The organism is Floridaenema aerugineum BLCC-F46, from assembly GCF_041929345.1.
Classification (GTDB): Bacteria; Cyanobacteriota; Cyanobacteriia; order Cyanobacteriales; family Aerosakkonemataceae; genus Floridanema; species Floridanema aerugineum.
Map to the genome: position 1 here is coordinate 1 of NZ_JBHFNQ010000123.1, position 6,187 is coordinate 6,187.

5 protein-coding genes are annotated in these 6,187 nt (G+C 38.7%); 2 read left to right on the plus strand and 3 right to left on the minus strand.

Going from position 1 to position 6,187, the window contains the following annotated elements; translation table 11 throughout:
• Positions 1-216: 216 nt before the first annotated feature.
• Complete coding sequence (locus ACE1CC_RS16475; protein ID WP_413271521.1) at positions 217-792, minus strand: transposase; 576 nt, start codon at positions 790-792, stop codon at positions 217-219.
• Positions 793-1,039: 247 nt separating this feature from the next.
• Positions 1,040-2,029 carry an XDD3 family exosortase-dependent surface protein gene (locus ACE1CC_RS16480; RefSeq protein ID WP_413271522.1) on the minus strand — a complete coding sequence of 330 codons (990 nt, stop codon included), beginning with the start codon at positions 2,027-2,029 and terminating at the stop codon, positions 1,040-1,042.
• Between the two features lie 290 nt (positions 2,030-2,319).
• Here ACE1CC_RS16480 and ACE1CC_RS16485 point away from each other — a divergent pair, with 290 nt between their 5' ends.
• A complete protein-coding gene (locus ACE1CC_RS16485; protein WP_413271523.1) occupies positions 2,320-3,714 on the plus strand; it encodes an NACHT domain-containing protein in 1,395 nt (464 codons plus the stop codon).
• Positions 3,711-5,168, plus strand: coding sequence for a tetratricopeptide repeat protein (locus tag ACE1CC_RS16490; RefSeq protein ID WP_413271524.1), 1,458 nt, complete (start codon positions 3,711-3,713; stop codon positions 5,166-5,168). Before ACE1CC_RS16485 ends, ACE1CC_RS16490 begins: the two co-directional genes overlap by 4 nt.
• 89 nt (positions 5,169-5,257) lie before the next feature.
• Here the strand turns inward: ACE1CC_RS16490 and ACE1CC_RS16495 are convergent, their stop codons facing one another.
• Positions 5,258-6,076, minus strand: coding sequence for an Rpn family recombination-promoting nuclease/putative transposase (locus ACE1CC_RS16495; protein WP_413271525.1), 819 nt, complete (start codon positions 6,074-6,076; stop codon positions 5,258-5,260).
• Positions 6,077-6,187: the final 111 nt, after the last annotated feature.

Below are 6,187 nucleotides of genomic sequence, written 5' to 3' on the forward strand. Positions count from 1 at the left end.
TGCCGTGTCCCTACAATTAATACGGCATCATTAATATTTTCCAGTTGTCCCAAATATCTCTGATGCCGTGTCCCTACAATTAATACGGCATCATTAATATTTTCCAGTTGTCCCAAATATCTCTGATGCCGTGTCCCTACAGTTAATACGGCATCATTAATATTTTCCAGTTGTCCCAAATATCTCTGATGCCGTGTCCCTACAGTTAATGGGGATTCAAAAATCTAAATTCAAATCCAATTTTTCAGATGTATGATATTTGGGATTCTCCTTATCAATTTCCCAGTGAAGAGGATTATTAATAATATATTGTCTAACCTTATTCAACCCCGTTTCAATCCGAATAATACTTTCATAATAATTAGATTGCCAAACCAGAGGTTCTGGAGTGCTACGCATCAGATTAATTCGCTTGGTAACTGCTGCTTTAAAAGAACGAATTACGGTTGGGATAGAACCTGCAACAGGTTTGCCAAATTGTTCTTGCTTTGGTATGTTATCTAGCTGGATTTGGTTAGCGCGATCGCAAATAATTAAAATCCCATGCAAATGATTTGGCATCACAACAAAAGCATCTAATTCAATGTGGGGAAACCGTCGAGGAAGCGCTTGCCAAAAACTATAAGCAATGGAACCCAAATGATTATACCTCACTCTTCCCTTCACCACATCTCCAAACCAACATTGCCGTTTGTAGGTGCAAATTGTAATAAAATAAGCTCCAGGTTGAGTATAATCATATCCCGGCAGATGAATAGAACGCCGATGATGTTTTTTCGGGTTATATGCCATCAGAAAGAATTATTATGTACATAATAAATTAAATTATGGCACTGTAGGGACACGGCATCATAGATACATTGGAAAAGTTGCAAATATTAATTATGCCCTGTCCCTACCATCATCATTTGGTATCCAAAATTGGATTGTTAATTTGTCTGTGATTCAAAAAGAGCGATCGCATTTCCCATTTTCTGAAAAATGCGATCGCTCCAGTAATTATTTAGCCCTAACTTGCAATTTAAACTTCAGAAACTAACTAGGGCTTAGAAGTAACACTTTTGGTTGATTTACCTTTCCTTTCTAACAACAAAACAACACTAAAAGCCCCAAGTGCTAGCATAGAACTTGGTTCAGGTACGCTCACTGGTTCTAGGTCAATGTTTTTAGGCGGATTATCGTCAATAGGTGGATTATTGTTAATAGGTGGATTGTGGTTAATAGGTGGATTGTGGTTAATAGGTGGTTGAGGTCGTACTGGTGGTTTTATTGCAGGTAAAAATCCCTTCAACGCGATCGCATCATTAAAACATTCTTGAAACAAGCTAGCGATAAAGTCACCAGTAGGTAACAGCGACCGGGCAAAACTAAACCCAAAAGTGTGGGTTCCTCTGGCTCCGAAGCGACCGAAATCAAGACCTCTAAAATCGGCAGCAAAAATATCACCAATCTTGTTTCCAGAAGCAATCAAACTTTTAGTTGAATTACCAAAGGGAGAAGCGCTTTGAGCTAAATCTCCCATTGTTGCTCTTCCCCCATGACTGTTGACAAAATTAGTATAAGCGCTATTTGTAGGCCAACCATCATTGGCTAAAGCAACACTTTTTGCGGTGACATTTTTATACACACCAGTTGTGCGAGCAGCAGAGTCATTGTTGGTAGTAAAGTTAATCCCAAATGTGCCGCTACGAGTGTGGAAAAACATATCGCCCCAGCCAGTGTGACCATATCCCGTAGCATAGGGAACGGTAGCTCCTTGTTTGGGTAGGTTAGCATTTATTGCTACGGAAATTTTACCCGCAGCAACATCATCTTTAATGGCAAGACCAAAGATTTCAAAAATATTGCCGCCCACGTCGGTAGGCCCTCCAGACCAAAGGCGTGCTGTAGCATCGTTAAAGGAATCAATTGCATAATTCCAACCCCTATACAAAGTACCAGCTTCAGCTGGTTTATCAATAGCAGATAAGGAGCAAATTGTTGTGATAATCGAAGTTAGGAACAGGGAGCGAACTTTTAATTGACTCATGGTAGATTGATTTCCTGGTTAGGCAAAACAGAGCTTCTGTTTGCGATCGACTTAGTTAGTTTGTCGATCGCCTCAGCAAGCATTTTTGATCAGAAAAAAACCGTTAATGTCTTCTACACCCTGAAAAAGGGTAGTATCATTATTTACTTCATTAAGGCTTCTACTTAATTACAGCACTAGCGAACACAGCTTTATGGTTCAGTCTTTGGCTCAATTTGTCATCGAGTTAAGGGTGAGCCAACATGAGCCACAATAGATGTTAATCAAAAGCCTGCTAGGAGATCGAAGTGATGGATACTTTCAGGGCATCTATCCAAGGGCTAGAAAGGGTTGATGAATTGAGACAAAAGCGAGGCTGGTCAAAAACAGAGGATGCTTGGTGGGGATTGGCTAATACTTCCAAGGCAACTTTAAAACGATTTTGGAGAAGGATACCAATTCAAGAAGCTGCTTTTAGCAATATTTGTAAAGCTGTCGGACTGGATAACTGGGAAGAAATTGTCGATCGTAGTTTGATTGAGCATTCAGCTAAGATTAATTCTTATCTTGATGATGATGATGGCTGGGTGGGTCGATCGCAACTGCTTACCCAGTTGAGTGCTAAACTTCAAGGAGCCTGTAGAATCCTCATCCTCACTGGCATTACTGGCATCGGAAAAACTGCTTTAGCCCATAGATTGGCGATGCAGTTACAAGGCGATTTTCCCCAAGTATTCCGCATAAATTTTGACAATCAGGAAAATACAGATTTTATTAATGTAGCAGATCAATTACTGACCGGGTGGGGAGAAACTGTCACGCCAGAAAATCGTAAAGAGCCACAGCAGTTACTGCTTTGGGTAGTCAGTCAGTTGCGGCAAAATCGCTATTTATTAGTCATCGATTCACTAGAACTGATATTAGAAGGAGATGCAGAAACGGGATGGAGTAATTTTAAGGATCGGTGGTGGGAGAATTTTTTTCAAAGTTTGCTATCTACAAATTCTTGCCAGAGTCGCATCATTCTCACATCTCAAGATTTACCAGGGCAATTAGAAGTTGTTGGTTTGCGTTATCCAACCTTTTGGTATTGTCAATCTTTGCGCGGATTTACCCAAGGAGAACAGTTAGAGTTTTTTCACAAAACCGGGTTAGATGTTAGTACGGAATCACCTGCCAAAACTTATTTAGAAAGAATTGGTGCTGCTTATGAAGGACATCCTTTAGCATTAAGAGCGATCGCCGGAGAAATTCTCAACCATCCTTTCAACCGCAATGTTATCGCATATTGGAAACAATATGGGCATGAAATAGAACAAGTTGAGCAGATTAAGCAACAACCAGAAATTGAATCAGCAGCAGATTCTTTAAAGCTCGATCGCTACAATCGCAACTTACAAAGAGCAGTAAAACAGCAAATTGAAAAAACCTTCGATCGCCTAGCTAAAGATGTCCCCCATGCTTATTTACTATTAAGCTTTAGTTCCGTATATCGTCGCGCCGTACCAGAAAGTTTTTATCTTAAAACTTTGGCACGTTTCGGGTTAGATGGAGAGCGGCAAGAAATAGCTTTAGATGCGTTGCGCGATCGCTACTTACTTGAAGAAGAAGTAATTAACGATGATTTGCTTTTAAGACAACACAATTTAATTCGCACTGTAGCCTTATCTCACCTGAAAAACTGGAAAACTAAGGGGCAACTATGACAAATTATTTCCCAGAATCAGAACTAAAAAATCAAGCATCTCTCAAAGATATTAACTTTACTACTGGTGGCGAATTAGTATTGCATCAGTTGGGTATTGATTTGTCAACATCTCAACTGCTCAATCTTTCTCCTTGGGAATTTGCTCATTACATGGCTATAGAAAATTGGCTGACTCAATACCAACCTAAACCCGATGCTTCTTACCTAGAACAAGTCCAGGGATATTTGGAAGCATTCCACCATCTTTGCGAAGTTTCTGATTGGGAAAAAGCAAGTAGGATACTTTTTATTAACCACAATTATAGCAGTAAACCCTTACACGAACAACTAGGTAATTGCGGTTACTATGGCGAACAAATAGAGCTTTACAGTAGACTTTTAGACAAATTAAATCGAGATTTAGATTGTGTTTTTCTGCATGGCTTAGGTTGGGCTTATTACCATTTAGGACAGCCACATACTGCTATTGATTACCATCAAAAACTATTAGCAATTGCCTGTGAAATTCAAAACCGTAAAGCAGAAGCGCAAGCCAGAGGTGGCTTAGGTGAAATCTATTATTGGTGTTTAGATCGATTCGAGATTGCACTAGGGCACTATCAGGAACAATTAAAAATTGCTCGTGAAATCAAAGAGCAAAAACAAGAAATAGAAGCACTCGACGGTTTAGCCGATGTTTATACGATGTTCGGCAAATTCCAAAAGTCGATTCAATATCTTCAACAAGCCTTGATTATATCTCGTCAAATCGGAGATATAGACATGGAGTTAATTATCTTAAAGAGTTTAGGTAGCACTTACAGATTGATGGGACGACCCGATCGAGGATTGAAGTTTTTTGAACAAATATTAGATAATTATGATCGGATTAGCGATCGCCGTCAAGAATGGTCAATCCTAAACAATTTAGGTGTTATTTACATTACTCTAAATCAATATCAAAATGCAATAGAATACCTGGAAAAAGCTTTGCAAATTATTCAAGAGATTGGCGATAAATTTGGAGAAAGTCATACCTTAGCTGCTATCGGTGCTATGTACGCTCGATCGGGAAAATATGATATGGCAATTAGTTACTTTAAACCACATTTAAGGATTACTCAAAAAATTGGAAACCGCTACTTAGAAGGTTTTGCTAGAGCGAATATTTCTTATTGCTACGGATGTTCAAAACAGGAGCAAAAGGCAATAAGATATGCTAAATCGGTGATGAAGATTGCTCGTGAAATTGGCGATCGACAGTTAAAAGGCACATCTATAATTATGTTTGCTTGTGCCTACTGGTACAAGAAAAAATATTTGCGTAGTTTGCTCTTAGCAGCGATCGCCATCATAATTCTTCCCCCTTGGAGAAGTGAAAATGGTAAAGTCCTATTCAATACAGTAATTAAGACGATCGACCAATTTTTGGCAACAATCATTAAACATTTTTTAAAGATTTTTAATCCGTGAAATAGTAGGGACACGGCATAGTTAATATTTGACAACTTGCCCAAAAATTACAGATGCCGTGTCCCTACCTTTTTAAATTTACTTTAAATTTACCGCCTTTCCTCCAACCAATTCACCAAATCCGAAAATTCAGAAAAATCAAACAAAGCCTCGTTCAAATCCTCCAATTGTGCCACAGATAACACCTGAATTCTTGCTTGTAAATCAGGTGACAGCGTACCAAAACGGCGCGTCAGCGGACGCATTACCATCTTTAGCGCTTCTTCTTGTCTTCCTTCTTCCAAAATATCCTGATAAATCACCGATTCCCGCATCATTCCCTCCCGAAAAAGGTTGCGAATCAAATTTTTGTTAAACCTTAAACCCGCTAAAATTTCAGTAGAAGCTGAAATTTCCTGGCGTTGTACATTTGATTCTATTTTAGCGACTTCTGATGCTACTTGAGTCAGCAACTCAGTAGCATTATCGGAAGCAGCTAAAACAGCCATTGGTAGCAGTGCTGGATCTTGTAATAATGGTTCTGGGGGTTGTTCCCACATTCGGATTACTTGATATCCATGACTGGTTAATCCCTGACGAAATTGGGTTTCAAATACTGCTGGATTAGTCGTTTGTTGCAACCAAATCAGCACTTGTGTTACGGGTAAATTATATTGCCAATAAAGCCGGACAAAATAATTTAACATTCGCAGTGGCATGGGTTTACCACTTGGTACTTGTACTTGAAATTCTAAATGCAAAATTTGTGACTGAGTGCGTAGGAAAGTGACAGAATCAGCGCGAATTGGTTCTAAACTTAATTCATTTTTTAACACCTCGACGCTAGTTGTCGGTTGTCCCAATAACCAACTTGCGAATTTGTCAGGATACTTCTCGGCTAGATACTTACATAAATTGTCGAATTGCATCTGATTTTAGTTGAGAAATAGGTACGTTGTTGGGAGGAAAAAAAAAAAAAAAAAAAAAAAAAAAAAAAAAAAAAAAAAAAAAAAAAAAAAAAAAAAAAAAAAAAAAAAATT

Coding starts and splice junctions, on each gene's coding strand:
- ACE1CC_RS16475 (WP_413271521.1), bottom strand. CDS start 792: ATGGCATATAACCCGAAAAAACATCATCGGCGTTCTATTCATCTGCCG.
- ACE1CC_RS16480 (WP_413271522.1), bottom strand. CDS start 2,029: ATGAGTCAATTAAAAGTTCGCTCCCTGTTCCTAACTTCGATTATCACA.
- ACE1CC_RS16485 (WP_413271523.1), top strand. CDS start 2,320: ATGGATACTTTCAGGGCATCTATCCAAGGGCTAGAAAGGGTTGATGAA.
- ACE1CC_RS16490 (WP_413271524.1), top strand. CDS start 3,711: ATGACAAATTATTTCCCAGAATCAGAACTAAAAAATCAAGCATCTCTC.
- ACE1CC_RS16495 (WP_413271525.1), bottom strand. CDS start 6,076: ATGCAATTCGACAATTTATGTAAGTATCTAGCCGAGAAGTATCCTGAC.